The sequence below is a fragment of the Legionella busanensis genome (assembly GCF_900461525.1).
Lineage (GTDB): Bacteria > Pseudomonadota > Gammaproteobacteria > Legionellales > Legionellaceae > Legionella_C > Legionella_C busanensis.
In genome coordinates this window covers 43207-68872 of record NZ_UGOD01000003.1, presented here as the reverse complement: position 1 = coordinate 68872, position 25666 = coordinate 43207, and the positions used below count along the sequence as shown (strand labels likewise).

Below are 25666 nucleotides of genomic sequence, written 5' to 3'. Positions count from 1 at the left end.
ATCAACTATACAGAAGCTTAAATTCAGGTCGAGCAGTTTTATTTTTGGAACTTTCTTTATAGTAGTTTAGCTTAGCTAGGTATAGGTTCCATTCGCCACCTGGTTTAGAGAAGGCAGAATAATATTAAATGACAATTTCTTTTCGAAAGAAACATTTAATCTGGTCTAGCGAATAGGCCCGGGCTTTAAATGGTTATACTGATTATATTCAATTAAGTTATTTATTTCTCCAATTAAAGAATCAAAATCTGCAGCAACTGACTTTTGTTCTTTAAAAAAAGTATTAGATTGCTGATAATAACTAACACCTTCTTTTAAGCCAAAAAAACCAGCAAAAAGTAAAACAAAAGCAATAAATGAATAATTTACTAAATCTTCCTTAGCTATTCCTAATTCTCTAAGTGCCTTTTTATTTTGGCCATAATAATTTACAGGATAAAGTGAAATTAAAGCAGCAACTATAAGCATTAATATATAAATTTTTCCCTTATGTGGATAAGATTTATTGAATTCAAATTGAAAAGGTGGTTTTGTTTGTGCAACTTGTGTAAGTCGTTCTCGTTGCTGCTTAAACCAATCTATATCAAATACAAATTGTATAATACTTTCTGGGTTATTAAATTGCTGTAGTAAGCATCTTAATAAATAGATTTGAAATACCAATGAGGCTTCTTTTTTTTCAGCATCATTTAATTTTTCTCCTTTTAAAGCAACTTCAGGATTTAAGTATTGTCGGTAAATTATATTGCCAAGATGGTTTTGCTCTTCAAAATTTAACTCAAGACCATCTAGCATATTTTTTAGAGCACAGTAAAAGTAAAATTGTTCGTGTGGTTCACCTAAATTATATTCAAACTCCATTTCGGCAATATTTTTTATAAGAAACTTTTGCATTTTGTCTAGCATAAAGTTATACCTGTTATTCTTTATTTAATTTTAGTTCTTGTTTAAAATTTATAAGATAAAAATTATTAATCATTTTATGCAGAATTTGAATTCTATAATGCTTAGCTAATTTTTATTGTTCATCAAGAGCCTTCTCTACCGCTTTCACTAACCTTGAAGAATCTGGCTTTGTGGTTGAGTAATAAAAGGTAATCAGCTCCCCTTTCCGATTAATAAGATATTTATGGAAATTCCATTTTGGAGCACTTCCAAATCCTAATTTTTGTTTAGCCCAACGAAAAAAAGGATGAGCTTCCTGACCGGAAACCACTTCTTTCGCAGTCATAGGAAAAGAAACGCCATAATTAATTCGACAAAATTCAGCAATATCTTGTTCTGTGCCGGGCTCTTGACTACCAAAATCATTTGAAGGAACGCCAAGTATTATTAAGCCACGAGCTTTATATTTTTGATAAAGTGTCTCCAAACTAGCATATTGAGGTGTAAAACCACATTTAGAAGCTGTATTAACAATGAGTAAAACTTTTCCTTTAAATTGACTAAGAGGCAAAGGCTGTTGTCCAACCAATGTGTTAAAAGAGTAATTATAGGCATTATCATAAGGTTTGTTAGTATTAGCTGAGGCGATATTAGTACTCATAAAGAAACACCCTATTAAAAATATAATCTTATACATATAACATATCCATAAACTATCCGTCATTTTTAATTATTATAAGCATTTATTAAGCTTGTTAAGCTATTCTAAAATGCGTTAATAACAGCATTATTCCATTGTTCTGGTTGTTCTAAATTTGATAAATGTCCTGCATTAGAAATTGTAATTAATTGGCTATTCTTAGTAATCGCATGCATTTCTTCGCTTTTTTGAGAGGAAATAACAATATCTTGATCACTGGTGATTATTAATATAGGAATGTCTGAATTAGCTAATACATGAAACATTTTGTTTCGGATAGACATTCCTCTTAAAGCAGAGGCAAGTGCTGCTGGTTTTTGCGATACTAAAATATGAGAAAGATAAGCCTTAGTGTCTTCTGCGGCTTTGGGAGATAGCGCCTTTGTTAAAAAATTTTTAACAAAACTATCACTTCCCTTTTTGATAATTTCAGCTGCTAATTTTTCTCGAGAAGCTTTGGTATCTAAATCATCCTCATTGGCTTGTGTATTAGAAAGGATTAAGCCTTCAACTTGGCTTGGATATTTTTCAAGAAAAGCAAGAGCAATGTAACCGCCCATGGACTCTCCACCAATAATTGCTTTTTCTATATGCAAGTAATGCAATAATTGATGTACCTCCTCTGCATAATCAGTCATAGAAATTGTACTGCCATCTACAGAAGATGATTCACCGAAGCCCCACAAATCTAAGCTAATAACTCGAAATTTCTTTGCTAAGCCCTTCTCTTGTAGTGACCACAATCTTTTATCTGTTGGAAAAGCATGAATTAACACTAGAGATTTGCCTTCACCTATATCATTATAAGAAATAAATTTATTATGATAGTAAAGCGAGGCAGAGTAACCTATGGTACTGATTAAAAAGAGGCTAGTAACTATTGCAACTAAAAAACGTGTTGAACGAAGTCGGTTATTCATTTAACTTCCCTTGTTTTTTCTTTAATTTAATTAAAAAAATTAACTTTTCCAGTTGTAATGTCTTGCATTCCACCTACCACTTTAATCTTACCCTCTTTAATTAATTTACTTAAAAGGGGACTTTGAGTTTGGATTTGGTTCATAACTAAGCGAACATTATATTCAGCTATTTGATCTACAAAATGTGAATTAGAGCAATCTTTTGTTTTATTATTACGAGAGGCTTGTATTACTGCTGGATGAATTTTATTTAATAAAGCCGTAAGATGTCCTAATTGAACTTCTTGGCATGCACCACGTATGGCTCCACAACTAGCGTGACCAATAACAGCTATTAATTTAGCTCCCATTAATTGAGTGCCAAATTCCATACTTCCTAAAATATCGCTATTTTGAATATTACCCCCAATTCGGATAGCAAATATATCACCAATACCTTGATCAAAAACAATCTCTGGAGGTGTACGAGCATCCATACAATTTAATACAATAGCTACTGGATATTGTGCGACAGATGTTGCATTAGCCTGAGCTAGCAAATCTCGATTTTTTAATTTTCTACTAACGAATCGGTCATTCCCTTCTTTTAATCGTTGCAAGACTGCATCTGGCGTTTTAGCGCCTTGTCTTTCTGCGGTCATGACATCCGTATGTAAAGAACTCTGAGCAATTGTAGATAGAGATAGTAAGCTTATAAAAGCTGACACAGCACTAACTTTAAATCCATTTTTAATTCTCATGATATTCCCATTTATGTTAATTGATAATTAAACACTGCTTTATTTATTATTCAAATTAAGGCGTAAATACGCGTAGGAGCGCCACTACCTCCTTTAATTTTCATAGGCGCTACAATTAATTTTGCTCCTAAAATAGGCAGTAAATGTAAATAAGCTACATTTTCTATTCCATATAAATTAGCGCTTAAGATAATCCTATGCGCCCAAAAATCATTTGAATTACCCGGATCGATACTGGCTGTATCAATACCTATCCCTTTTATTTTACGATTTACTAAGTATTGTGCTGCTTGTTTAGAAAGCCCTGGAAAATGTAAGTTTTTGACATCACCAATTTTATCTGACCCTAGATATTTTTTTTTGTTATTCCAAAATTCTCCCCATCCTGTATAAAAAAGAACAATATCTTGCTCCTTTAAAAGGCGATATTTTTTCTCAAAATGCTTAATATCGTTTACAGTAATTGCATAATCGGAATTATTTTTTGCCTTGGCTCTAACATCAATAACAACGGCATTACCAACAAGTTGATTGGATGAGATTTGATCAACTGTGTGTCCTTGCTCTGAAAAGTGGCGTGGAGCATCAATATGCGTGCCACCATGTTCGGGAGTACAGAATTTAAAGGCAGAATAGAAATATCCTTTTTGGGTAAAGCCATAAAAAATTTTCTTAAGATTAAATCCTTTTTCTGTAGGCCAGTAAATTGTATTTTTATTAAATGAATAGCTTAAATCCAATATATGATTTACGGCGCTATAAGAAGTAAGACATGTAAAGAAAAAAGACAAAGTAATAAATTTTTTCATCATTTTCAGGAAAGAAAGCTATAGATTTAGTTACTAAAATGCATTTTTTATTTAAAATTTTGATAGTAACAATATCATTTAATTTACAGAATATTAATGATTTTATATTATTTATTCAATCTCAATTTGAAAGCTACGTAATAAATATAGTACCTCTGGTATTGAGAATTTTGCCTTGCGAATATCATTTTCAGTAGGGTTTATGGAGTAATTTGTTGCATCAATAAATGAGGTCGAATTTAAATTAGTGTGTAAAAAGAGGCTCCTTTCAAAATCATTTAGCATAAAGTTTCCTTTAGAGAAATTTCCTTCTCTAAAATCCACATCATGTGCAATACATTCTTCAAGAATGATTTCTTTTAAATCCAATCCATAAAAACTGGAATAACTGATATTTGAACGATAAAACTGAACTGGGCTGGTTAATCGAATAAGCGGCCACTTTGCTTTCGTCCAATTAATTCCCATTAATTTAGATTCTGAAAAGACAGTGTCACTAAAGGACGAGTTAATGATTTGAGCAGCACTTAAATTACATGATAAAAATTCACAATCAACAAATTTACAGCCAATTAATTTGGCTTCGTTAAAATTTGTTTTTTCAAATTTACAATTTTCAAATACCTTATTATTAATTTCAGATCTCTCTAATCTTAAATCTGAAAAGGTAAGATTATAAAATTCAGATTGGGTAAAAATGTTAATTTGCTGAGTCTTTAACATTTATAAAGTAACCTTGCCATTAATTAACGTATAGGATAACAAATAAGAAGTTTAGATTAAATTAACATATAAAAATTGTTTTTATGAAGTTACTTAAGTCCAACTTTTCTAAATTCTGCTTCTTGTAATCGTTCTGCAAATTCTTGATCGGATTCACCTTCATCAATATTTGCCTCAGTTAAATCAATGGTTGCGATATCAATTGGGTTTTTTATATTGGCAAAGAGGCCTTGTTTTTTTACACCAACGAATAACTCTTTTAAATTTTCTTTATAAGAATCTAAATTTACCTCAACGATCTGAGCAGAAGTAGTAATCTCTATAATGTACAGCTCTTGTTCCGTTAAATTAGCAATAATTTCTTCTAGTTCTATGTCCTTTTCGGCAGAAAAATCGTCAAAAAGCTCGTTAGGTAAAGGTTGCTGCGTTGTTTTTGGCATCTGTTTTTCAAGTAACTCCTGTAATATCTCTATATGTGTACTTTCCGTGTAATTTATATCCACAGCTTTTCTATACGCATTGACCATTCGGGTGCCACAATCGTAATCATTTAATTGTTCTTCAGTAGAATCAAAAGGTAATTGTATTTCATGACCAATTAATTTTGTTAATAACATTTGGCTTTCAGTTCACATAGATTCTTGCCGGGGAGTCAAATTTTTATTAGTTGAAAATGGCTGTGAGTCTTGTAAAGACCATGCTCCTTTGCTTCTTAGTAGGTAAAACCAATGGCCATCATGGTGTACTGGTAAAAATAAATCTTTATTGGGGTTAGACTTGATTAGCTGCCTTAAATTTTGTATTTCTAGCAAAGATAACTCTGTGAGCGAAAAAGGTTTTGCTCGTAATAAATTTTGAGATTCAAATTTTGAATCATCTAATAAATCAAATAAGTCTTTTACAGTTAATAAAGTTCTTTGATCAAGCTTTTTTGTTTTTTTAAATTGATCGGCAACACTTACATAAGCATTATTATGCATAATAAATAAGTGATTCTTCACTTCTGCTAATTTTTGATTAAATACCTCTTTCCATCGAAATAAGTTATTTTCCCATAGAACAATATTTTGTTTTTCTAGATGTTTAATTAAATCATTCAGCAGTTCAATTGCTGTACTAATCTTTAATGTACCAATATTATAGAGATAAATATCATTTTCAACACAAAAATCAATAATTCTTTCTTTGTTTTCTACCCAAAAAACTTGATTAACTGGTAATACTAATTCCTGTTGATTAGCATATTCTTGCAGTAATTTAGCTTTTTCAGACTTAGATAAAGGCATATAATATTCTACGATTTAGATTTATAAAGATATTATTACATAAATATATTAAGAAAATATGAATAATATTGATTTAAAATAATAATTTCTATTAATTAAAATTTTCAAATGCAAAAATTTATGTAGTTGTATCGTTTAATATTCTTCAAATAATGTTTATCTATCCAACTTAACAAACCTAATATTTTTAAAAATATTTTTTAAGCTTTCCTTAAGTTTTTTACTTTAAAATACACTTAAATTTTTTAAGGGTGATTTATGCTAGGCCACCAATTTAAAAAAGGTATTTCATTAAAGCCTAATTTTCGCAAGGAAAGGAAAACACAAAGGGAGCTACAAAAATTATATGAGCCTTGTAATTATTTAAACCCAATAACGTTAGAGCTTCTATGTAAGTTAAGCTACAGGGATGGAGTTTTTTACTTACCACAGGGGATAAAACCACATGGAAGATACCTTTTTATAAGAGCGCTCTCTGGTGGAATATTTATTGCGGGGGAAGGACAAGTTGGCCATCACTCTTACCTGAGCAATGGTAAAAAAGTTCTCTCAGCAGGCTATTTTGAGTTTGAAAATGGCAAAATGAATTTAGTGAGTAATGAGAGTGGCCATTACACGCCTACAAATGCTGAAATGAAGAAAGAGTTATTATTTTACTTTAGAATTGCTAAAAACCAAGACTTAATTTATGAAGATCATTCAGAAGTACCAACTAAAAGAATAATCTCTCATTATTTTATCAGAGAAATTATAAAAGAAAGTAGAGTTAAGATGATTGCGATTCATAGATTTTATAAACCTTCAAATTATGGTAAAAAACTTGATGAGAGTAAATTTGAGAAAGATACTGCGCGTTATTTACCTGATTTTAAACTAATTTGTCAAAAAGATAGTTCTCATTATTTACCTGACTTTTGGCTGTTTAAACCGAATACGCCTATTAATCCAAATATGACGCAAAGCTCTAAATACAAAAAAGATATATATCCAGCTTAAATCATTTTGAGATGTTACATTTTGACGTGACTTAATACTTTTAACTATTATGTGTAGTCGTAACATAAAATTAATTGAATAATTTTCAAAGCCTATATATAAATTTTTATAAGGGCTTTTCATATAGCAAATAAACTATTGGATTATTAGATTTACTTTAATAAATTAAATAAGAAATTTTTGGGGTTTAAATGAAAAGTCGTTTTTTCGAAAAAAGTATCAAGCCTAACTTATATTTTGAGTGGAATGCAGCTCGAAATAGAGATTGGTTGAGTATTCTTCGTAATTTTGTAGGCGCCTATCTATCCGCATATATTGATTGTACCTTTGAAGAATTACAATACCCTGAGGAATTAAAGCATCAAGCTGAAGCTATTTGGGATAGGGCATACGCCCAAGGTTATGAAAGCTTAATTAATCAGGTTATTCACCCTTTAAAATTTTATCTTAATTTTAATCTTAATGAACCTTTAAAATGCGAAACTAATCAATTAGAGAAACACTTTCTAGATAAAACATATAATATAAGTTTAGTAAGAGAAAAACTTATTAAACTTATTTTATTGCAACATTATTTTGAACATGACTTCAGCGAAGAAAAACATAAAATTGATTCTCAAGCGAAGAAGATTGATTATTTAATCGCCCGTTTCCATGACAAACCCATTGCTTTTTTTGCTTGTGAATATAATTATAAATCAGCTCATGTGTATTTGCGTTTTGTTACACTCTCCCCGTCTTTTCATAGACTCGGGTTAGGTGAAAAAATACTCGATGAAATAGTTAGGAACTACCCCGATGCCACAGGAATGGAATTATATACTCGCAACGCAAATTTTGGCGCGCAGGCTTTTTATAAACACTATAGATTTAATGAATATAGAGAATTTGAATTTAAAAAACCCATTTTAAGCTTAGATAAAAATAAACTGTATTTTCCAGATGATGACGCCACTAATAACCCTGGCGCTTTCATTGCCTTTAGCAAACTGACTCACTCTTATCATGCTTAAAGTTTATAAATCGCTATTATATTAATAGCGATTTATTATTTTAGCCTATTTTGATAAATTTAAGTAGGTAACATTGCCTTAGGTTTTTTTATGAGTAATTCATCTGTACTTTCATTAAAATCATTTTCCCACTTGGCAATAACAATAGTCGCTACTCCATTACCTATCAAATTTGTTATAGAGCGTGCAATATCCATGAATCTATCTATGCCTAACAGTAAAGCAAGCCCTTCAATAGGTATAGATGGCAAAGTTGATAATGTAGCAGCTAGTACTAAAAATCCGCCACCCGTTACTGCAGCAGCGCCCTTAGAAGTTAATAATAAAACTGTAATAATTGATAATTGTTGGCTAAAGGTTAAATCAATATTAAAAGCTTGAGCAATAAATAAAGTAGAAATAGTCAAATAAATAGATGTGCCATCTAGATTAAATGTATAACCCGTAGGTAAAACTAACCTAACTACTCTTTTAGCACAGCCAAATTGTTCTAATTTATTAATCATGCGAGGCAATACAACTTCAGAAGATGATGTACTTAATACAATCAGTAACTCTTCTTTTATAAAATTTAAAAAGCGCCAAAGGCTAAAATTTGCTAATCTACCAACTACGTTTAATATAATAAAAATAAACAGAAAACTTGTTATATAAATAGCGATTAATAATTGACTAAGTGAAAAAAGCGTATGAATACCGTAAGCGCCAATTGTATAAGCTATAGCTCCAAAAGCGCCTATAGGCGCCAGTTTCATAATAAAACCAATAATTGAAAACAAAATTGTTGAAAATAAATCGATAAAATGTGAAATAAATTTTACTTTTTCACCTGCATGTAACAGACCAAAGCCAAATAAAATAGCTATTAATAAAATAGGTAAGACATCACCTTTTGTAAAAGCACTAATTAATGTATCTGGAATAATATTGAGTAAAAAATTTACGGGATTAGAATTTGAACTTTGCCCAACATAATTTGTTATAGCTGTTTTATCTAAAATATTAACATCCATATTCATCCCTATACCAGGATGATATAAATTAGCTATGGCTAAGCCGATTAATAGAGAAAGAGTTGTAATTAATTCAAAATAGATAATTGTTTTAATACCAATGCGGCCAGCTTCTCGTATATTTTTCATACCAGCGATACCGCTAACAACAGTAGTAAAGATAATTGGAGTAATCATCATTTTTACTAATTTAATAAATCCATCACCTAAAGGGCGCATCTTGATTGCTAGCTGCGGATAACTATATCCAATTAAAACTCCAAAAAAAATGCTAATAAGGACTTGGAAGTAGAGTTCTGTATAAAATTTCTTTTTTTTCACTAATTTATTCCTTAAGTGTATTAATAAAAAGATAAAAATTACTGTACAATGAATACGTATTTTAATCAAAATACACTCCAGATTTATACAGTAATAATGCTTTTATAATTTAAGATTAAAGATAGTCCTATTTGAAATCTCATCGTCTATCAATGCTAGTTTACAAAATATATAAGGAGTAAATTTAGTTTTATAAAACAAAAAGGCTCAAATTGGTCAATATCAATATTTTTTTAACCTCTAATAGACTAATTTTCAAAGTGAATTAATCATTATAATCACTTCTATCAAGACACCACCATTGATTGGACCAAGGATGATAATCAATTTCCAAAAAATTAAGAATACCTTCTACTTGACGTGAACAAACTAGTTTATATTCATTGTAATCATTTATTGTAAATATCTTGATATTATCAAAACGATATATTATCCAATCATCACCTTCAGCTTGAGAATGTGCATGACATTTTTGTTGATGTGGTTTTGTAATTCCACTAAAAAATTTTATCTTAGGTATAGGAAAACGGGTATTTTGATTCTGAATCTCATAATACAATGAAAAATCAGTTTGGTTTTTTATACAAATACTATTAGCAGAAAAAGCTATGAAAGAAAGAAACGTAAGAAGAAATTTTTTCATTATTCAAGAAAAGAGTTATTATTAATTTACTTTACTAAAACCTATTAAAATTACAACGATTATGAATAAGTTAATTTTAAAATTATTTAAGTGAAATAAAATGTGAACCTTAAAATTTAGTCATGAATTCTGTTGGTGTATTTTTTTCATCTTCATTAAGCGTGTAATTATCATGGCACTAATACTATTGCCTGTTACATTTATCATAGTAGCTAAGGGATCAATTAGTAAACTAAAAGCTGCTATTGCAATTAACACAGACGATGGAAAATTATAAGCACTAAGGATTAATAACTCACCAAGCATACCGCCGCTAGGAATCGCACCCATAACAGTACCTACTAATAAGGAAACACCTATGGCAGTAAGAAGTGCGTTAGGGCTGTTTAAATTTAGGTGAAATAATTCAAATAAAAAGGCAATTTTAAATATACCACCAATTACTGATCCATCTTTATGAACCAGAGAGCCAAATGGGATAGTAATATCAGCAATTTCTGTAGGCACTTGCATTTTTTTTGTTGCTTCTAAATTAGCAGGAATACTTGCAGCACTGCTACATGTTGCGAGTGAAGTTAACATAGGGGTAGAAATATTAGACCAAAATAAAAATACCCCCTTTCTTTTTTCGGCTATAAAAGCGAATAAGGTTGAGGCGATTATAAAATATAACAAAACTGATACATAATAAAGAATGGTAATATGTAAGTAATTGCCTATAATTTGAGTGCCTAAATCACCAACTAAAACTGCAAAGTAGGCAAAAAAACCAATAGGTGCGTAATACATAATAAAGTTAAAACTTTTCATTAAAACAGTTTCGCCGGCGTACAAAATATCAAGGCATAACTTCGCTTGCTGCTTATCGATTTTAGTTATAGCTGTACCTACTATCATCGAGAAAATAATTAAAGCTAACATATGCTGATGAGATAATAGCTCTGAAAAATTTAATACAGTAAATATACTTACAATCTGAGTAAGTATATTTGTTGTCTTATCTGCAGAAGAGAAGCTAATGTTTAGTTTACCTCCCATTGTTGGAGGAAAGAGAAGTACTACAAATAAAGCATACAAAGCAGCAAGTAGGCTGGTTAAGATGAATACTAAAGTCATATAAGACATCAAAGTGCTTAAATTACCTAATGAGGAAGTACGTGCAATAGCAGACGAAATACTAAAAAAAATAAGCGGAACAATAATAGTAAGAATTAGGTTGATAAAAATATCACCCAAAGGTTTTAAGGAATAACTTTTAGGCCCTAGCCAATAGCCGGTAATACCACCAAGTATAATTGAGCTCAATAAAACTAATGGAAATATGAAGGATTTATAAGATTTTGTCATAATTTATTAAAATTTGAGAACTAAAAAAAATATGCCTTAGTTTGCAATTAAATAGTTTTTTCGCAATATAATTTTCTGTCACCCTAATTTAATATAATTTTATAATCAAGTTTTCTCTATATAAATTTAAACATATAGATGCAATAGTTAAATTTGGATAAATTAATAAAAAATATCTATATGTTTTGCAGTGTGTTATTAAAAAATAATGACTGAGCTAAAATTATTCGATAGAATCTACATCAATTGACCTCGATTAGCTGTCATTAATTGAAATTAATAGGAAAGGAAACAATGCCCATTTTAGCAGGTATGCAGCAAGACATTGTTATAGACGAGAAGTTAAAACAAGTTAATATTAATCTATCTGCAGTTTGTACAAATCTTCATTTTAATGAAATTCAGCTTAACCAACTTAATTCAAATAAAAAAATATTAGAAAAATTAAAAATCGATCTGGATAAATTAGTTGAAACTTTTGCTGAGAACTCAAGTTTATTCTCACGCGCGGCAATGTTTTGGGGTAAATTGTCTTGGTGGCAAAGACTTAGTCTAGGCGCTATTATTTTCGTCCCTCTGTTTATTGCAACCTTAGTGTCTCACCTTATGCCTCTACTTATCGTGAGTTTAAGTGTTCTTTTTATATTCACTATCAGTGGCTTTTTTCTTAATAATCATTATAAACACTGTGAAAAAAATAAAAAAAATTTAAAGCAAGGGTTTGCAAGTTTTGCAACTATTCTTTCAGAAGTTATAATCGCTCTTAGTAAATTACACGATCAATTGTGGCTTACACTTGCAAAAGTTCACCAAGAGTTAAAAGTTTTATCTGAACAACTTATAAAGCTAGATGATAAAATGAGTATAATGGGAGATGAACTAATAAATTTATCCCAAGCCAACGCAGAACTTCATATAATACAAAATCAACTAGAATCCCTAGTTGCAGAACTTTCCTTAAAAATTCAAGAGCAGACAAATTTTATAGATCAATCTAACTTAAATTTTAAACAAATAATGTTAGATGCAGAAGCTAGACAATCTGAACTTTCATTACAAATTATCCAGTTAAATGAAACTAATGAATCACTTATATTAGAGTTAAAAAAAGCAAAACAAATAGGCGATATTTTAAAAAATGCTTTACAAGTAGTATCTAGAGCAATAACGACTGATAACGAGCAGCGCAATTATTTTCAGCATCGCTTACAAAAAATCTTAAATAATGAAGAGCTTACCTTAGAAAATTTTGCTCAGAGCTTGGTAAAAGTGGAGGAGGATTTAAGTAAAATATCAATGCATTTTGATCTTTTGAATCACGGTCATAGTTCCTTACTAGATCAGCAAGAAATTCAAATTGAACGATTAGAGCATTTTGTAAATAATAGACTCAATGTTTCAAGCGCATTAAATGATATAGGTATATTTTCTAATTCTAAGTCAGAAAATTTAAATGGGGATAAGAATACTTTTTGTCCCATACCTAGTTCAGCCAGCAACTAAATTAATAAATTTTTTATAGAAGAAGAAATAATACTAAGTTATAAAGAAAATATATCCTTGTTTGTGTTAACTATATCCAATATAAAACTTCAAGAAAAACTTGATTTGCTTTTAAATAGCCACTCCAATTTTTAGTATTAATAATACCATTAGAGTTTGTGTATATTGTAGATGACGTGTTAAATTTCCCTCCATTAAAATAACGATAACCAACGTTAATTCCTAAATGACTTTGTATAGGAGTAATGGTTAAGCCAGCAGACCCTTGCCAAGCGAAACTATTTGCATTAATAGCTGAACCAATAGAACTAGTGGAGCCAATAGAAGTATTTGCTATTGTAGTAGTGCCAACTGTATAAAAGTTATGTACTTGATTATGAGCATACCCTATACCTCCACTGACGAAGGGTTTAATATTTACTTTAAAGCTAGTTAAGCCTTGATAAGGATATAGAAAACTATTGATTAATAAAGCACGGTTATCTAATTGAAAAAAACGGGTCCTAGCATTCCCGGTAAAGGCAGTCTGGCCAGATTGTTCGCCAGTTTGAAATTTTTGATAGTTAAAAACTTCATGATTTAAATAGCTAATTTCTATATCCATAAATTCTAGTATTTTCGCACCAATAGCAAAGGTGTAAAATCCTCTGTCACCGAGATGAGCATCATAGCCTTCAATGGCAGGATCCCATTGGGTAGAGTCAGGATTATAAATACCTGGTTTTTCTGTCCAAGAAAACCCTGTGCCTATGGCAGCAAACCAGGAATAATCAGAAGAAATGACTGTTCCCATGCTACCTGCATACAATTGGAAGGTTAGAAAGAAAAATAGCAAACCAATTTTCTTAACCATATTAATATCCCTATTAAAAAAAGATAATAATTATCACAAAGAACACCTTATCCATCAATAGCTTTAAAGTAATACAGTATAAAGCCCGCCTCTAAAGCTTAGGTTTTTGAAAATTAAAGTATTTCTTTCGTAAGTAACCTCGTAAAAAATAACATTAATTTATTTCAATAACCAAAAAATATACAAATTTATCTATCTTTATGATGAATTAATGATCTCTTTGATATATAATTAATCATAAAATAAATTGTTATGATGTATGCAGAATAATCATACAAATAACGAACATTATTTACCACTTAACGTTATGTAGCTTCAACTTTAGCAACGATGTCTTTAAGGGATTAGGGATAAACTGTTAAAGGAAAAGGGAATGAAAATTAAAAAATACTTAATAGTTTTAATATTATTTGGAAATTTGCATTGCGTTTATAGTAATAATTTTACTGCTTCTTTTATAACAAATGATCAATGTACTAATGTTAATATAGCTAACGAAGCACCTTATCTTTCTCCGCCAAATGTAAAAAAATTTAGACATTATGGAAATGTAATTTTAAGTAATTTATTTAAACCTTTTCATATTGTCCATGATTTAATTTTAAGTAGCCAAAATTATGTCGTGCTACATGCAAAATTTGATTATGATTGGGTTTTACATAAGGATTTAGAAGACGAATTTATTCATGCTTACCTCTACGCAGACTATACTAAACAATGGCGTTATTTAGGTAAATTTATAACTAATTCAAATGGTGAAGTTGCTATATCTTTGCAAGAAAAATTAGTACCTGGCGATTATTTAGTCCGCATGTTTGTAGAAGGAGATGGAAGTTCGGCAGATGGATTTATTAGTATAGTTAATCCTAAACATGAAGCTATAGTTTTTGACATTGATGGTACTTTAACTCTTTCTGACTTTGAGATTGTTAAAGATTTTTTAACATTATCAATAGCTAAGCCTTACTATTATGCGGCAGAAGTATTAGAAGCTTATAAACAAAAAGGATATGAAATAATTTTTCTTACTGCGCGCCCCTATTGGATGGCCGCCGTATCTAGAGAATGGCTAGAAAATATTTTATTTTATCCTCCTTGGCCACTTAAAACGCGAAGCTCCCTCTTATTTAGAGAGGGAACTGCACAGTATAAAGCGAATTATTTAAAAGATCTTATAAGAGAAAAAAAATTAAATATTATACGTGCTTATGGCAATGCCATGACAGATATAGAAGCTTATGAACTTGCTGGAGTTGCTAAAAAAAATACGTTTATTATTGGCCCTAATGCGGGTAAAAAAGCAACTATTCCAGTTAGACAAAATTACTTTAATCACTTTTATGAAATAGTAATGCCAACTCCTGTAGCATCCTGTAGGAATAATTAATTTTCTTAAAATAATCTAAAACAGCTAAACTTTTATTTTTTCCTTGCAGATAAGGTACTTAAATTAATCTTTAAATACTTGAATTAAAAAATGTATTATCGAATAAAAAATTCTATTAATATAGACCTTTTTAAATCTATTAAAACCATGCCTTTAAATGTAATTAAACTCGATTTAACATTTACAAGAGTGAGATTAAAAACTGGCGAAGAATTAATACAAATATATAGCGCGATACCTTCTAGTATATCTTCCATTAAACTAAGCACAAATGTTTTTAATGCTAGAATTTTCGCTGAATTATCACAAGCATTGAATGCAATTCCACCTTCTTTACTGAATTGGGTTGCTTTATATGTCAGTCAAAATAATTTAGATACTAAAGAGTTAACTAAGGAAATTAAAGAAATTTTTCCCAATAATAAGCTTTATTAAATTATTCTTATTTACTAGTTATTGTTTGGAACCTTTAGGAGAATAAGAGGAATTATATTGCTTATGCACTTCCCTCGAAATAGTACTAGCAAAAAAAGCTGGCGGTTGGCTTAATTTACTATTATTACTTTGTGCCCGAGTTGTCCTATTGTAATAATCATCTATTTCTCTTTTCTTTTTTTCTACTTTATTTAGTGTATTAGTAAGTGTGCTTTCTAAACTATAAATATTATTTTTCCTAGAGTTAACACTATCTCTCATAATTTCAATTTGTGAGTCATAATGATTTACACCTACTTTTGAATTTTCCATAAGAAAATACTTTGATAGTTTTAATAGTTTTTTAAGCCCTTCATTATCAATAGTAACAGGATGGTGAGAATCGCCAAATATATTATTCTCCTCTCCCATATTAGTTAAACGTCCTTGATCTAATAACCTATCAATTGTATTGTGAATTTCCTGTTTCAGTGAACCGAAAGTTCGAGGTCTTTCTGTTACAGACACAGGTGCTATCATTATATCTTGTCTTGGCTGATTAATGCTGAAGGGAAGAACTTCTACTCTTGCCATAGTATTTCGAACATTAATTAAATGATTACGAGCAGATAATGGATCAAAGGCTATAGAATGGTCATCAATAGCTAATAAATCATCGATAATAATTTCACAATCACGATGATGTTGAACAAATAAGCTTCTAGCCGTATTCATTTGCTCTAATTGACGTTCCACTATAGTCAATTCATGCTTTTCCGCTTCTATAGTTCGCGTTATATCTTGAGCTTCTTTTTGTAAGCTTTGTAAGCTTTCTAAATGAATTAATAGCTCGACTGAAATATTTGCTTCTGTTGCTTTAGAATTTTTATCTTTATTTAAAAGCTTATCAATTTGCGCCTGTACCGTTTCACAAAGCCTTTTAAATTGCTCACTTTCTTTATACGCTAATTTAAACAGTAAGTAGGCTAAAAGTTGTTCTGCTAACATCTTATCTTCAATTATTCTATTAAAGAGAGATTCCTCTTGTTTAACAATCTCAATCAACTCTTTTACAATCATTGCACGTAAATCTTTACCTTTATGGGTATTTAAAAATGAAACCACTTGAGTAGAATCTTTTAATCCATACTTTTCTATAGGATCTTCGCCTAAACTTTCATTAACCCATTGATTTAAAGTTAACTCACGTAAATTAATTTGAGCTTCCCCTGTATTATCAGGTTGGAAGTTCATAGAGTTGATAGTAGCCATAACCATAATCTCATTTAAGTACATAGAATAATTATATCAAAATTTATGCCATAATTGGGTACTTTTTGTTTAAAAATCATTCAATTTAACCAAAATATGAAATAAAAGACGCTTTTAAGAGATAAAGTAAATTATAAAAAATTTTAGCACATTAACTAAAAAAATTATAAAAAAATAAAATCCGTTTACAAAATTAATATTTTAATAAAGACACCTGTTTAATAAACTATTATATCTAAGTAAATAAAGACAACCAGCCTAAAGCAATAATACATATCTCTTTATACTCTGATTAATTCTAATATGAATATTTCTATATCTCTGGCCAAAGCATTAACTATTATTTCACTATGATTTACCTTAGTAGTTTATTTGATACCCCCCTTTTGTTATAGTTAATTTATTAGTCGCTGTGACAAATAAGGACATAGATGAAAATTTTACTTACCGGATGTGCCGGTTTTATTGGGATGCATACTGCTTTACGTTTTTTGCTTGATGGTAACCAAATCATAGGTGTTGATAACCTTAATAATTATTACGATGTGAATCTAAAAAAGGCACGACTAAATCAACTAAGTTCTAGTCCTGATTTTAAATTTTATGAATTAGATATTAGTGATAAACAAGCATTAAAACAATTATTTGCTACTGAAAAGCCACAAAAAGTTGTCCATTTAGCTGCTCAAGCAGGTGTTCGCTATTCTTTGATAAATCCGCATGCTTATATAGATGCCAATATTCAAGGATTCATGAATATTTTAGAAGGATGTCGATATAATGATGTTCAACATCTAGTTTATGCTAGTAGTTCTAGTGTCTATGGTAGCAATACTTCCTTGCCATTTGATGAATCCCAAAATATTGATCACCCTATAAGTCTTTATGCTGCTACAAAAAAAGCAAATGAGTTAATGGCGCATACCTACAGTCATTTATATAATTTACCTACAACTGGATTACGTTTCTTTACTGTATATGGCCCTTGGGGCCGTCCAGATATGGCATTATTTAAATTTACTCAAGCTATTCTAGCAAATAAGCCAATTGATATTTATAATCATGGCAAAATGATAAGAGATTTTACTTATATTGATGATATTGTAGAAGGAATCATACGAGTCACCCATAAGGTAGCAACAGCAGATAGCAATTTTGATGCAGCAACCCCAAACCCAGCAATTAGTAATGCTCCTTATCGAGTTTTTAATATCGGCAATAATAATCCAGTTCCCCTGATATCTTATATTAGCGCCCTAGAGGACGCCCTTGGTATAGAAGCACAAAAGAATTATTTGCCTATGCAACCTGGAGATGTACCCGCTACTGCATCTAATACCGAAGCACTTAACAAATGGGTTGACTTTAAGCCAAATACGCCAATCGCTAAAGGAATTAAAAATTTTGTCGATTGGTATAGATACTACTATAAAGTAGATAACCCAGTAATTTAGTTAAACGAAATCAAGGATGAGTAAAATGTTAAGCAGTTTTATAGAAAAAATTAATAATAAAGAAGCTATTATTGCAATTGTGGGCTTAGGTTATGTTGGTTTACCCTTAATGCTTAGATTCGCTGAGGTTGGATATCGTGTAATTGGGATTGATGTTGATGAATCTAAAAATGAATCATTAAATCACGGTAAATCATATATTAAACATATTCCTAATGAGCGAATTTCTAATGTTAAAAAGCTCTTTATTGCGACCTCTGATTTTTCGAAATCTAAAGAGGCGGATGCAATTATATTATGTGTACCAACACCCTTAAATAAATACCGCGAACCGGATTTAAGCTTCGTTTTGCAAACAATGGATTCCTTACAACCTTTTCTTCAAAGAGACCAACTGATTTCTCTTGAAAGTACCACTTACCCTGGTACAACCCAAGAAGAATTAAAACCTAGAATCGAAAGTACAGGCTTAAAGGTTGGGGAAGATATTTTTCTTGTCTATTCTCCAGAACGGGAAGATCCAGGTAACCCTGATTTCTCGACAGCAACTATTCCAAAGGTATGCGGGGGTGATACGGAAAATTGTCGCACTGCAGGCCGGGCTCTATATTCTTCGATTATTCACCATATTGTTTCGGTTTCCAATACAAAAGTAGCTGAAATGACCAAGCTTCTTGAAAACATTCATCGCTCAGTAAATATCGGATTAGTTAATGAAATTAAAATGTTAGCTGATAAAATGAATATTGATATTCATGAGGTTATTGAAGCAGCCTCTACTAAACCATTTGGTTTCGTAGCATACAATCCAGGGCCGGGAATTGGCGGACATTGCATTCCAATTGATCCATTTTATTTAACTTGGAAGGCACGTGAATATGGGATCCACACCCGCTTTATAGAACTAGCTGGGGAAATTAATAGCCACATGCCGCATTGGGTCGTAAATAAAGTTGCGCAAGCTATGAATGAGCGAGAATGTACTATAAAAAATAGCCGCATTCTTGTGCTTGGTATTGCTTATAAAAGAGATATTGATGATGTTCGTGAGTCACCCTCTATAGAAATAATGGAGTTACTCCAAGAAAGAGGTGCGTTTGTTGATTATTCTGATCCACATGTTCCTTCTTTTCCTCAAATGCGTGCACATAAGTTTGATTTATTAAGTGTTGAGATAACAGAGTCTACTATAAATCAGTACGATTGTGTGATTTTAACTACAGCACATCAAGCATTTAATTATGAGCTAATTGCAAAAAATGCAAAATTAATTGTTGATACTCGTGGTGCTTTTAGAAAGTTTAATAATGCCAATATTGTTAGTGCTTAACTAACAATATTGGTACCTCAATCATACTCCTAGCAAAAACAAGCTTTAAAGGCTATAGAAAATGTCAAAATTGAGGGTCTATTTCTAAGTATTGTTACTACTAACTCAGGAAAATAGCTATGATCACCGAGACAAGTGATAGTTCAAATATGCATTTGAATTCTGAAGATAAAATTCTATCAGAAGCAAAAAATGCTTATGAATTAAATAGCGATAATCTCCAATTATTTGATAAATACGTTCAAGCATTAATCAAATATAATCAGTTGCCCAAAGCAGAAGATTTAATCAGCAACTCGCCTTTACTTAAGCAAAACTGTATTGATTCCCTCATAGTTCATGCTCATTTGCTATATAAAATGAAAAAATATGATGACTCAGACCATATGTTTGATGAATTAGTCATAAAATTTCCAGAAAGTGAAAAATTAAGAATTGTATATGCTCAAACTTTAAGAAAAAGAAGAAAAGTAATCAAAGCATATGAAGTTATTAAACCTATAGACGTTAGTAAGCTTGATAAAAAACAACGTATTATTCATGATGAAATTATAAAGATAATTAATCTTATAGAAACTAAAGAAGGCCGTCCAGTACAAAGCAGTGATGATTTTAGTATTTTATCGATGAAGCATGCTGTTTTATGCCTTAAAGAACAAACTAGAAAAAAAAGTCTTCCTAATCAACTAGGAAAAGTTTCTTTAATAACAGGAAGCCTAGGACCTGGTGGTGCAGAACGCCAAGTATGCCTTACAGCCATACATATAAATAAGAAAAAAACCCATGATGAATCAGTTTTAGGTGTAAAAATTAATACAGAAGTTGATGTTGTAATTAATGTTACTGATTCAGAAGAAGAAAAAATATTTTTTTCTTCACTATTAAAAGAACATAAAGTTAATTTATTTCAAATCAGAAATATGCCATCAGTGCCCATTGAAAAACTTAACATTGAATCGCCAACTCTCTTAGACCTACTTAATGAAAGCCCAAGTCTAGTTAGATATGGTTTAAATCACTTAGTTCAATACTATAGAGAGGCTAAAACAGAAGTCGCATTTATCTGGCAAGATGGTGCTATTTTATTTGCAGCTATTGCAGCCTTAGTTGCAGGCGTTCCCCGAATTATATTAAATTTCCGAGGCTACCCCCCTAATTTAAGACCACATTTATTTAAACCTGAATATTATACACTTTATAAATATTTAGCAGAAATTCACACTGTATCTTTTGTAACAAATACAGCTGCAACCGCTAAGGCGTATGCAGAATGGTTAGATATTTCATTTAAACGCTTTTCTATAATTTATAATGGTATTACCCCACCTAAAACTGAGCCTGAGGGACAGGATGAGGAAATGTGGGCTAAATTTGCATCTCAGACATCTGATGCTACGGAAACTATTGGCGGCGTCTTCAGATTTGAAGCTGATAAACGCCCTATTCTAGTCATTCGATTTATTAAAAGATATCTTCAAAAACATCGGAAAGCTCGGTTTATACTAGTCGGAGAAGGACGTTTACGTGCACAATGTATGACGCTAGCAAATGAATTAAAAATTTCTGATAGAATTTTATTTGTTGGCTTAAGCAAATCAGTTGGTTATTGGTTATTAAAAATGGACGTAATGATACTCATGTCTTTGTATGAGGGTTTACCAAATGTACTTATTGAAGCGCAATATATGGGAGTACCCATAGTTTCTACTCCAGCTGGTGGCGCCCAAGAATGTTTTATTCAAGGTGAAACAGGTTTTATCTTAAATGATGCTCAAGAGCCAGATTTATTAGAAGCTTGCGAAAAAGTATCTAATATAATAACAATGTTTAAAAACGATCCAGAATTAAAGAATAAAGCTATTAGCTTTGCAAGTACAAACTTTTCCATTTCAGGAATGATTGAAAAAACAGTGAGTACTTTGGCTGGATCAACTTCTCAAATAGCAGTGGAGCAGGAAGTGTGCGAAGAGTTGGTGTAATAAAATTTATAAATTATCAGTTAATACTTGTATTTTTTTATCCTTTGCTGTTAAGTTGTACAGTATTACCCCGAAGTGGCCCTACTAAATTTGATGTATATAAAAGCAGTTATGGTCAAATTCCAATTATTCCAGTAAATCTAACTATAGCAAGAATGGTAAATTTAAATTCCTTACCTACTTGGCTACCTTTAGAGCACACTAAACTTATTAATTACGAAACTTTAGACATTGGTGATAAGTTAGATATTGCTATTTGGGAAAATGCTACCGAAGGATTATATACAGGTGAGCAAAAAGGTGCTGCCAATTTAGGTCTAACTGTTATTTCAGAAACAGGAAATATTTATATTCCGTATGTTGGTAAAGTTAAAGCAGCTGGAAATACATTAGAACAATTACAACAGAAGCTAACTTTAATATTAAAAAATAAAGTTATTAATCCACAAGTAATTATTAAAAAGGTAGAAGGCATAAGTAAACAAGTTGCTATTCAAGGTGTTGTTACAAAACCCGGCACATTTGAAATAATGCCCAGACGACATGATTTAATATCAGTCCTTGCAGAAGCTGGAGGATCCACTTTAGCTCCTGAATTAACTGAAGTCATGTTAGAAAGAAATGGAGAAAAATACAAAACCACTTTGATCGATATTTATCAATCACCTCATAAAAATATCAATCTTTATCCTAGAGATAATATAATTCTAAGTGAAATAAATCGTTCTTTTACTGTTCTTGGAGCAACAGGAATTCAAAAACTAATTAAATTTCCAAAAAGTGAACTATCATTAATCGAAGCTATCGCTTTAGCTGAAGGATTAAGTGATGAAGTTGCTAATCCATCTGGCGTCTTTTTATTAAGATATGAAAAAGCAGAAATTATAAACTCATTGCCCCCTTCCATAGGAATTAGACTACTTAAAATTGATTCTCAAGTAATATATGAATTAAATATGCGGCAAGTGCAATCAGTTTTTGCTGCACAACATTTTAAAATTAGGGATGGTGACTTAATTATTACTACCGATGCACCTTATACAAATATTCGGAAAATCTTATCAAGCTTAAGTCCAGCTGTAGGCTTAGGTAGATCATTTTAACTACAAGGTTTTATAAGAAGCTATATATCAAAAATTATGAATGAAATTATAAATACCTTAATTATTAAGGATATTAAATCTAGATTCTCTGGCGATACCTTAGCTTATATATGGGCGCTGATAAATCCTTTGGCCTGGATCGGGGCATTAATTATTTTTTTCTCACTAGTTGGGAAACAAGTTCCGATCTTTACGGATATAGTCAGTTTTCTTATACCTGGAATGCTTTCCTATATTCTTTTTAGATATACTATCAATTCTATAATGAGAACTAGAAAAACAAGTCAAACTATCCTTCATATACTTAGTATTACACCTTTAGTTATTCTTGCAGCTGCTGCGTTTGTAGAATTATTAAATAGCATTTTTGTCTTTTTAATACTTTTTCTATTTAATTTTATTATTTTTGATAAAGCCGAATGTAGTGATCCTTTAGTTATGATTTATGGCTATCTTTGTGCTTGGGGGACAGGATTTGCAGTAGGAAGTCTTATGGTTGAATTAGCAGCGCTATATCCTATGGTAGAAAAATTTTTGCCGATTATGCTGCGACCTGTCTTTTGGATCTCGGGTATTTTTTATACTGCCAATGAATTACCCGAATGGGCATCTGAGATAGGAGCTATGAATCCCTTATTTCAGTCTATTGAAATTATAAGGGACGGCACTTTTTTAAGTTATCATTCTAGGATGGCTATATACTATCAGCCTATCTTATTTATACTTGTAGTAACTGGTTTAACGTTATTCATTAGAATGAACCGGCAAAGGCTCTATATTTAAATTTTTTTTAGAAAAAAAGCAGTTATTAATCTCTATTTACTCCATTAGTTTAATTTAGTTAAATGGTAGAACAATAAACTTTAAAAAATTCAAAAACCAATTAGGTGATACTTTGTTAGGTTTTATAAATGGTACTAAATACTTTAAAAATCTTAGTGGGTTACAGATTGTCCTTAACAATGCAACCTTTTTAGTTGAAGAGCATCAGAAAGTCGGTATACTAGGTGGTATTGGAGCAGGCAAGAGTACGGTAGTAAAGATTCTTGCAGGTATGCTGAAGCTCGATAGTGGTGTTTTAATAAATAAAAGAACCGCTTGGCCCTTAGGTTATGCTGGCGCGTTTCATCCTTTTCTTACAGCTAGTGAAAATATAAAAATTATTGCTCAATTAAACTATCTTGATCCATTTGATTTACGAGCATTTTGTCAGGACTTTGCTGAGTTATCAAATCCTGAACTGAATTTAAAGATGAGTGCATATTCTGGTAGCATGCGCGCCAAATTAGGCTTTGCTTTAAGTCTAGCTATTCCTTGTGATTTCTTTTTAGCGGATGAAAAACTAAGCGTTGGCGATGATGATTTTAGAATCAAGTGTGAAGTAGCCTTAGAGTTAAGATTAAAAAAATCCGGTTTAATCTTTTTTACCCGCAATTCAAAACTTGTACAAAATATTTGTGATAAGTATGGCCTTCTTCACAATGGCCAAATTAAAATGTATCAATCATATGAAGAAGCATGTTATTTTTTTGAGCAGGACTTAAGCCTAATATAGCAAAATACATGGATAGGATATATGTAGAAAGATGATGGATAATGAAGAAGAAAAAAGGCTTCTCGAGAAAAAGAAATTTAATGAAGAGCGTATTCAGGCTTGGAGAGCACAACGTTTAGCTGCTGCTGAGCTCGCTGCCAAAGAGCGAAGAGAAAAGGCTGAAATTGAACGTGAAACACGAATTGAGCAATTTAAACGTCAACGGCAAGAAGAGCTTGAGAACCTAGAAAAAGAGAAAAAAACTGCTGCTTTAGAGAAGCTTCCTAGTATTGAAAAAATTAATGAAACAAGACAAGCTATTGTTTTTGAACATCACCGTCGAAAACAACTATTTTTAAAACGTATTTTTTTATTAATATTAATTTCTGCATTTTTAACAGCTTTTACAAAATTATTTACTACGCCATTTTATGAAGCTGAATCTATCGTAACTATAAAAACTAATAGTTTAAATGATAATACAATAGGCTCTTCAATAATACCTTCATCAGTAAGTCCTAATGTTATGCAAAATATTTTTTCTGCTAGAGAATACATCTTTTCCCGCGAAATGATGAATCGAATGGAGAAAGAGCAAGGTTTTATAAGTTATTTTAAAAAATCTAATACTCATTTTTTATCACGACCATTTTCCAACAAATTAATTGGTAGCGATGATTACTACTATTATAAACGGCGAGTTAAAGTAGCTATAGATATTCAGGAGGGAATACTAAGGATAAAAGTTCAAGCTAAAAATGAGAAAGATGCGAAGCATTTTGCTGATGCACTATTATTATATGCTGAGAGTTGGGTGAATTCTTTATCAAACAGAATGTTTGGAGATAAAATAAAAGAAGCTGAAGAGACTCTTAAGTTAAAAGAAAAAGCTTTACAGACTGCTCGCAAAAGAATCGTTAATTATCAAATTTTAAAACGTGATTTAAATCCACGAGAAACTGTGGCTGCTATATATGCTAATTTAAATGATATTAAAGCAAAAATAAAACAAACGGAAAGAGAAATTGCCGTCTATAAACGAGCTAATGTAAAAGATAGTCCCGTTGTTGATCGTTTAAGAGATCATCTTTCAGTACTTCATCAACAGCAACAAAATTTAAACATGCGATTAGTAAACAATGGAAGTTGGTCTATGAATAAAATTTTAGCAGGTTTTGAGCGTGCTATAATTGAAAGAGATCTTGCCGAAAAAGAATGGGAAGTGGCTTTAAAATCAGTTGAGGATATTAAATCAGAGGTTTTTAATCAACGACAATATTTTCTTACTATTGTTCCACCTATTACCTCACCAATACCTGTTGAGCCTCAAATTATTAAACTCTTTTTACTAATTTTAATTGTATTATATAGCCTCACTACACTAGTATCTTTGTTAAAAACGGCTATAAGAATTTCAATAAAAACATAAGATTAAAACACA

At 30.9% G+C, this 25666-nt stretch carries 25 protein-coding genes; 12 read left to right on the top strand and 13 right to left on the bottom strand.

Annotated elements, in window-relative coordinates; all coding sequences use genetic code 11:
- Window positions 1–165: 165 nt before the first annotated feature.
- The 8 genes from DYH30_RS16015 to DYH30_RS15980 form a co-directional block, all read right to left on the bottom strand.
- Entirely contained in the window at window positions 166–906 is a 741-nt protein-coding gene (locus DYH30_RS16015; protein WP_115332763.1) for a hypothetical protein, read from the bottom strand.
- Between the two features lie 112 nt (window positions 907–1018).
- Complete coding sequence (locus DYH30_RS16010; protein ID WP_115332762.1) at window positions 1019–1546, bottom strand: glutathione peroxidase; 528 nt, start codon at window positions 1544–1546, stop codon at window positions 1019–1021.
- 104 nt (window positions 1547–1650) lie between these two features.
- Window positions 1651–2505: an alpha/beta fold hydrolase gene (locus tag DYH30_RS16005; RefSeq protein WP_115332761.1), complete on the bottom strand. Its 855-nt coding sequence runs from the start codon at window positions 2503–2505 to the stop codon at window positions 1651–1653.
- 26 nt (window positions 2506–2531) lie between these two features.
- Window positions 2532–3245 (bottom strand): carbonic anhydrase family protein, encoded by a 714-nt coding sequence (locus DYH30_RS16000; protein WP_115332760.1) that lies wholly within the window; start codon window positions 3243–3245, stop codon window positions 2532–2534.
- A 50-nt stretch (window positions 3246–3295) separates the two neighbouring features.
- Window positions 3296–4057 carry a cyclase family protein gene (locus DYH30_RS15995; protein ID WP_207385809.1) on the bottom strand — a complete coding sequence of 254 codons (762 nt, stop codon included), beginning with the start codon at window positions 4055–4057 and terminating at the stop codon, window positions 3296–3298.
- A 108-nt stretch (window positions 4058–4165) separates the two neighbouring features.
- Window positions 4166–4777, bottom strand: coding sequence for a pentapeptide repeat-containing protein (locus DYH30_RS15990; protein ID WP_242604781.1), 612 nt, complete (start codon window positions 4775–4777; stop codon window positions 4166–4168).
- An 89-nt stretch (window positions 4778–4866) separates the two neighbouring features.
- Window positions 4867–5394 carry a hypothetical protein gene (locus tag DYH30_RS15985; protein ID WP_115332758.1) on the bottom strand — a complete coding sequence of 176 codons (528 nt, stop codon included), beginning with the start codon at window positions 5392–5394 and terminating at the stop codon, window positions 4867–4869.
- A gap of 12 nt (window positions 5395–5406) precedes the next feature.
- On the bottom strand, window positions 5407–6063 hold the full coding sequence (locus DYH30_RS15980; RefSeq protein ID WP_115332757.1) for a hypothetical protein: 657 nt from the start codon (window positions 6061–6063) through the stop codon (window positions 5407–5409).
- 258 nt (window positions 6064–6321) lie between these two features.
- Here DYH30_RS15980 and DYH30_RS15975 point away from each other — a divergent pair, with 258 nt between their 5' ends.
- Entirely contained in the window at window positions 6322–7059 is a 738-nt protein-coding gene (locus DYH30_RS15975; protein ID WP_115332756.1) for a hypothetical protein, read from the top strand.
- Window positions 7060–7250: 191 nt separating this feature from the next.
- Window positions 7251–8072: a GNAT family N-acetyltransferase gene (locus tag DYH30_RS15970; RefSeq protein WP_115332755.1), complete on the top strand. Its 822-nt coding sequence runs from the start codon at window positions 7251–7253 to the stop codon at window positions 8070–8072.
- 59 nt (window positions 8073–8131) lie between these two features.
- Here DYH30_RS15970 and dctA read toward each other — a convergent pair whose 3' ends face one another.
- The 3 genes from dctA to DYH30_RS15955 form a co-directional block, all read right to left on the bottom strand.
- Window positions 8132–9406 (bottom strand): C4-dicarboxylate transporter DctA, encoded by a 1275-nt coding sequence (gene dctA, locus DYH30_RS15965; RefSeq protein ID WP_207385808.1) that lies wholly within the window; start codon window positions 9404–9406, stop codon window positions 8132–8134.
- Between the two features lie 265 nt (window positions 9407–9671).
- The gene (locus DYH30_RS15960) at window positions 9672–9965 is read right to left on the bottom strand and encodes a hypothetical protein (RefSeq protein WP_131740744.1); all 294 of its coding nucleotides are present in this window, start codon (window positions 9963–9965) and stop codon (window positions 9672–9674) included.
- A gap of 204 nt (window positions 9966–10169) precedes the next feature.
- Window positions 10170–11396 carry a dicarboxylate/amino acid:cation symporter gene (locus DYH30_RS15955; RefSeq protein ID WP_115332753.1) on the bottom strand — a complete coding sequence of 409 codons (1227 nt, stop codon included), beginning with the start codon at window positions 11394–11396 and terminating at the stop codon, window positions 10170–10172.
- A gap of 294 nt (window positions 11397–11690) precedes the next feature.
- Between DYH30_RS15955 and DYH30_RS15950 the strand changes: the two genes are divergently transcribed.
- A complete protein-coding gene (locus tag DYH30_RS15950; protein ID WP_115332752.1) occupies window positions 11691–12899 on the top strand; it encodes a hypothetical protein in 1209 nt (402 codons plus the stop codon).
- Window positions 12900–12969: 70 nt separating this feature from the next.
- Here the strand turns inward: DYH30_RS15950 and DYH30_RS15945 are convergent, their stop codons facing one another.
- Window positions 12970–13752 carry a porin family protein gene (locus tag DYH30_RS15945; RefSeq protein WP_115332751.1) on the bottom strand — a complete coding sequence of 261 codons (783 nt, stop codon included), beginning with the start codon at window positions 13750–13752 and terminating at the stop codon, window positions 12970–12972.
- 373 nt (window positions 13753–14125) lie between these two features.
- On the opposite strand from DYH30_RS15945, the gene DYH30_RS15940 reads away from it, so the two are divergent.
- Window positions 14126–15139, top strand: coding sequence for an LNS2 domain-containing protein (locus DYH30_RS15940; RefSeq protein WP_115332750.1), 1014 nt, complete (start codon window positions 14126–14128; stop codon window positions 15137–15139).
- A gap of 90 nt (window positions 15140–15229) precedes the next feature.
- Window positions 15230–15574, top strand: coding sequence for a hypothetical protein (locus DYH30_RS15935; protein WP_115332749.1), 345 nt, complete (start codon window positions 15230–15232; stop codon window positions 15572–15574).
- A gap of 18 nt (window positions 15575–15592) precedes the next feature.
- Here the strand turns inward: DYH30_RS15935 and DYH30_RS15930 are convergent, their stop codons facing one another.
- Window positions 15593–16825 (bottom strand): hypothetical protein, encoded by a 1233-nt coding sequence (locus tag DYH30_RS15930; protein WP_131740742.1) that lies wholly within the window; start codon window positions 16823–16825, stop codon window positions 15593–15595.
- Between the two features lie 431 nt (window positions 16826–17256).
- Between DYH30_RS15930 and DYH30_RS15925 the strand changes: the two genes are divergently transcribed.
- The 7 genes from DYH30_RS15925 (at window position 17257) to DYH30_RS15895 (ending at window position 25654) form a co-directional block, all read left to right on the top strand.
- On the top strand, window positions 17257–18279 hold the full coding sequence (locus DYH30_RS15925; RefSeq protein WP_115332747.1) for an NAD-dependent epimerase: 1023 nt from the start codon (window positions 17257–17259) through the stop codon (window positions 18277–18279).
- 25 nt (window positions 18280–18304) lie between these two features.
- On the top strand, window positions 18305–19609 hold the full coding sequence (locus tag DYH30_RS15920; RefSeq protein WP_115332746.1) for a nucleotide sugar dehydrogenase: 1305 nt from the start codon (window positions 18305–18307) through the stop codon (window positions 19607–19609).
- 119 nt (window positions 19610–19728) lie between these two features.
- Complete coding sequence (locus DYH30_RS15915) at window positions 19729–21588, top strand: glycosyltransferase (RefSeq protein ID WP_115332745.1); 1860 nt, start codon at window positions 19729–19731, stop codon at window positions 21586–21588.
- Entirely contained in the window at window positions 21570–22691 is a 1122-nt protein-coding gene (locus tag DYH30_RS15910) for a polysaccharide biosynthesis/export family protein (RefSeq protein WP_115332744.1), read from the top strand. Before DYH30_RS15915 ends, DYH30_RS15910 begins: the two co-directional genes overlap by 19 nt.
- A gap of 36 nt (window positions 22692–22727) precedes the next feature.
- Window positions 22728–23474 carry an ABC transporter permease gene (locus DYH30_RS15905; RefSeq protein WP_115332743.1) on the top strand — a complete coding sequence of 249 codons (747 nt, stop codon included), beginning with the start codon at window positions 22728–22730 and terminating at the stop codon, window positions 23472–23474.
- A 112-nt stretch (window positions 23475–23586) separates the two neighbouring features.
- Window positions 23587–24246 (top strand): ABC transporter ATP-binding protein, encoded by a 660-nt coding sequence (locus tag DYH30_RS15900; RefSeq protein WP_160116235.1) that lies wholly within the window; start codon window positions 23587–23589, stop codon window positions 24244–24246.
- A 31-nt stretch (window positions 24247–24277) separates the two neighbouring features.
- Complete coding sequence (locus DYH30_RS15895; protein ID WP_115332741.1) at window positions 24278–25654, top strand: hypothetical protein; 1377 nt, start codon at window positions 24278–24280, stop codon at window positions 25652–25654.
- The last annotated feature ends 12 nt before the right edge of the window (window positions 25655–25666 follow it).